Raw genomic sequence first — 3,929 nt, forward strand, 5'->3', positions numbered from 1 at the left:
CGATAGGTGATCCAGAGTTAGCTGTAGAAATGATTATGCCAGTCAAGGCTTTTGAAGAATTCTGCGCACACCATCAAGTACAGCACCTAAGTACGGATGATTTTGCAAAGATTGAATATGACCGCATTGCGAAGCAAAAGATAATCGGATAAAATGTAGCAATTCATATTCGTAAGCGTGGAGTAATCAGATGGGAAATTCCAAGTCAGCAGACAAGTAAGCCGCAACAACCAGTATTGTTGTTGCGGCGCTCTGTAAGGCTAGTCTCATCTGATTGCTGACGAGCAGACGTCGCCCGGTATTCCTTAATCGAGGGTTGATTCGTCATGACCACCACACGCCCCGCGTGGGCCTATACGCTGCCGGCAGCACTGCTGCTGATGGCTCCTTTCGACATCCTCGCTTCACTGGCGATGGATATTTATCTCCCTGTCGTTCCAGCGATGCCCGGCATCCTGAACACGACGCCCGCTATGATCCAACTCACGTTGAGCCTCTATATGGTGATGCTCGGCGTGGGCCAGGTGATTTTTGGTCCGCTCTCAGACAGAATCGGGCGACGGCCAATTCTACTTGCGGGCGCAACGGCTTTCGTCATTGCGTCTCTGGGAGCAGCTTGGTCTTCAACTGCACCGGCCTTTGTCGCTTTCCGTCTACTTCAAGCAGTGGGCGCGTCGGCCATGCTGGTGGCGACGTTCGCGACGGTTCGCGACGTTTATGCCAACCGTCCTGAGGGTGTCGTCATCTACGGCCTTTTCAGTTCGATGCTGGCGTTCGTGCCTGCGCTCGGCCCTATCGCCGGAGTATTGATCGGCGAGTTCTTGGGATGGCAGGCGATATTCATTACTTTGGCTATACTGGCGATGCTCGCACTCCTAAATGCGGGTTTCAGGTGGCACGAAACCCGCCCTCTGGATCAAGTCAAGACGCGCCGATCTGTCTTGCCGATCTTCGCGAGTCCGGCTTTTTGGGTTTACACTGTCGGCTTTAGCGCCGGTATGGGCACCTACTTCGTCTTCTTCTCGACGGCTCCCCGTGTGCTCATAGGCCAAGCGGAATATTCCGAGATCGGATTCAGCTTTGCCTTCGCCACTGTCGCGCTTGTAATGATCGTGACAACCCGTTTCGCGAAGTCCTTTGTCGCCAGATGGGGCATCGCAGGATGCGTGGCGCGTGGGATGGCGTTGCTTGTTTGCGGAGCGGTCCTGTTGGGGATCGGCGAACTTTACGGCTCGCCGTCATTCCTCACCTTCATCCTACCGATGTGGGTTGTCGCGGTCGGTATTGTCTTCACGGTGTCCGTTACCGCGAACGGCGCTTTGGCAGAGTTCGACGACATCGCGGGATCAGCGGTCGCGTTCTACTTCTGCGTTCAAAGCCTGATAGTCAGCATTGTCGGGACATTGGCGGTGGCACTTTTAAACGGTGACACAGCGTGGCCCGTGATCTGTTACGCCACGGCGATGGCGGTACTGGTTTCGTTGGGGCTGGTGCTCCTTCGGCTCCGTGGGGCTGCCACCGAGAAGTCGCCAGTCGTCTAACCGACGACTGGTAGCAGGCCCGCTCCGATGCGGCGCACTAACCATCGAAACCTCGTGAATGTCGGTATCCTGTCTGGCAGGATACCGCTCATTTCCCTTGTTCAGTTCATCGCCGTCGCCGAGCATCTGAATTTTCGGCATGCGGCCAAGGCACTTGGTATCAGCCAGTCGAGCGTCAGCGCGCGTGTGAAAGCGCTGGAGGATAACCTTGGTGTCCTGCTATTTGAGCGCCATGCGCGGGGCGTTCGGCTAACAGACGCAGGCAGGCACTTCATGGAGCGTGTCACGGCGGGTGTCGATCAACTCGATCACGCAGTGAAGACCGCAGGCATGACAGCTCAAGGAGAATACGGCCGGCTTCGCATCGGCATCCATGCCTTAATCCCACGCAGCTTTCTCACGGAGCTGATCCGTCATTATCGGGAAGAACATACGGGCATTGAGGTTGAGATCACCGAAGGCACAGCCCGCGATGCGGTGATGCAGCTTCGTGCTGACCAGCTCGACGTGGTGTTCGTCGCGGGCAAGCCCGAGATGCCCGACTGCCATACCCGACCGATCTGGACCGAACCGCTGGTGGCCGTGCTATCGGATGGGCATCGCCTCGCCGGGCAGTCCGCAATCACTTGGTCCGATCTGGTCGGCGAGACTTTCATTGTTCGCTATGGTGGCACCGGCCCGCAGGTCCATGACCATATCGTGCTGCGCCTTGCCGGGCGTTGGCCCGCACCGTCGATCCGGCGCTTTGATGTGGGGCGCGACACGCTGCTATCTATGGTCGGACAAGGCTTCGGCATCACTATCGTCGGCGAGGCAACGTCATTGTTGCCGACGACCGGCATCGTCTTCCTGCCCTTCCTCGATGAACCGGAGCCGGTTGCCTTTACAGCCGTCTGGTCGCCGTTCAATCGCAACTCCGCACTGAAAAATCTACTCAACCTCGCAGGCAAAATGAAGCGTGACGGCGATTCGCCCAATCGTTTCCTGGATGGCACTCGACCGGCACGATAACGGCACAGGCGATCCATCCTATTTGCCGCCGATAGTATCCGGCAGCCCTCCGGCATCCTCTTTCCTGTTGCCCGTCCCGATTTTGCCTACTCTCTGATCGGCTCCGTCTCTTTTGCCGACTGGAGCCTGCATTGCGCGGAGGCCGAATCCTTTGGGGTCAGATCGCCGTAGTCATCACCATCGTTCTGGTGATGACGTGGGCGGCGACGCAATGGGTTGCCTTTCGCCTCGGCTTCCAGCCCCAGCTTGGAGCGCCATGGTTCGATCTGGCGGGCCTGCCGGTCTATTATCCGCCGGCCTTCTTCTGGTGGTGGTTTTCCTTCGACGCCTACGCGCCCGCTATCTTCGTCGAGGGCGGCATCATCGCGGTATCGGGCGGCTTCATCGCCATCGCCGCCGCCATCCTCATGTCGATCATTCGAGCGCGGGAAGCCCGCAACATCGCCACCTACGGATCGGCGCGATGGGCGGAAGACAAGGAAATCCGTGCGGCCGGATTGCTCGGCCCCGATGGCGTAGTGCTCGGCCGGCATACGCAAGACTATCTGCGCCATGACGGTCCCGAGCATGTCTTATGCTTCGCGCCGACCCGCAGCGGTAAGGGCGTCGGGCTGGTGGTGCCGACGCTGCTGACATGGCCGGGAAGCTGCATCGTCCACGACATCAAGGGCGAGAACTGGACGCTGACGGCCGGCTTTCGCGCGAAGCACGGCCGCGTCCTGCTGTTCGATCCCACGAACGCCAGATCGTCGGCCTACAATCCGTTGCTGGAGGTGCGGCAGGGGGAGTGGGAAGTCCGCGACGTGCAGAACATCGCGGATATTCTGGTCGATCCCGAAGGCAGCCTCGACAAGCGTAATCATTGGGAAAAGACCAGCCATAGCCTGCTGGTCGGCGCGATCCTGCATGTTCTCTATGCGGAGAAGGACAAGACGCTGGCGGGCGTCGCCAATTTCCTGTCCGATCCCCGCCGCCCGGTCGAGGCGACCTTGCGCGCCATGATGGACACGCCGCATCTCGGCGAGGCTGGCGTTCATCCCGTCATCGCGTCGTCGGCGCGCGAGCTGTTGAACAAGAGCGAGAACGAACGAAGCGGGGTGCTCTCCACCGATATGTCGGTCCCAAAGGCGAGCTCAGAGACCATGGAAAGCATGTTCTCGGACTTACGTAGCAACTCGTTTCTTTTCGCAGGTTGAGCCACAGAGGTGGATCAGGAAATTTGAACAACACTTATAAGTGATATTTTGCTCCCCAAATGATGTTATAAACATCAATATATGGAGTATTTTATGACACGTAGACCAAGAAGAAATCATTCAAATGACTTTAAAGCTAAGGTAGCACTTGCTGCGATTAAAGCAGAAAAAACACTTGCTG

At 57.8% G+C, this 3,929-nt stretch carries 3 protein-coding genes and 2 pseudogenes; all 5 read left to right on the top strand.

What is annotated here, in order from left to right; all coding sequences use genetic code 11:
• The first annotated feature begins 2 nt into the window (after window positions 1–2).
• A complete protein-coding gene (locus FTU40_RS14940; protein ID WP_373686074.1) occupies window positions 3–152 on the top strand; it encodes a phenol hydroxylase subunit in 150 nt (49 codons plus the stop codon).
• Window positions 153–326: 174 nt separating this feature from the next.
• Window positions 327–1,541 (top strand): chloramphenicol/florfenicol efflux MFS transporter FloR, encoded by a 1,215-nt coding sequence (floR, locus tag FTU40_RS14945; protein ID WP_000214122.1) that lies wholly within the window; start codon window positions 327–329, stop codon window positions 1,539–1,541.
• Window positions 1,542–1,568: 27 nt separating this feature from the next.
• Window positions 1,569–1,868, top strand: a pseudogene (locus FTU40_RS15340) (LysR family transcriptional regulator); the annotation flags it as partial.
• A 3-nt stretch (window positions 1,869–1,871) separates the two neighbouring features.
• Window positions 1,872–2,552, top strand: coding sequence for a LysR family substrate-binding domain-containing protein (locus FTU40_RS14950; protein WP_109354582.1), 681 nt, complete (start codon window positions 1,872–1,874; stop codon window positions 2,550–2,552).
• Between the two features lie 131 nt (window positions 2,553–2,683).
• Window positions 2,684–3,670, top strand: a pseudogene (locus FTU40_RS14955) (type IV secretory system conjugative DNA transfer family protein); the annotation flags it as partial.
• Window positions 3,671–3,929: the final 259 nt, after the last annotated feature.

The sequence above is a fragment of the Acinetobacter sp. YH12100 genome, from assembly GCF_013419135.1.
Taxonomy (GTDB): domain Bacteria; phylum Pseudomonadota; class Gammaproteobacteria; order Pseudomonadales; family Moraxellaceae; genus Acinetobacter; species Acinetobacter pseudolwoffii.

What these genes read in the sequence shown, in the direction of transcription:
- floR (WP_000214122.1), top strand. Translation starts at nt 327, where the DNA reads ATGACCACCACACGCCCCGCGTGGGCCTATACGCTGCCGGCAGCACTG.
- FTU40_RS14950 (WP_109354582.1), top strand. Translation starts at nt 1,872, where the DNA reads ATGACAGCTCAAGGAGAATACGGCCGGCTTCGCATCGGCATCCATGCC.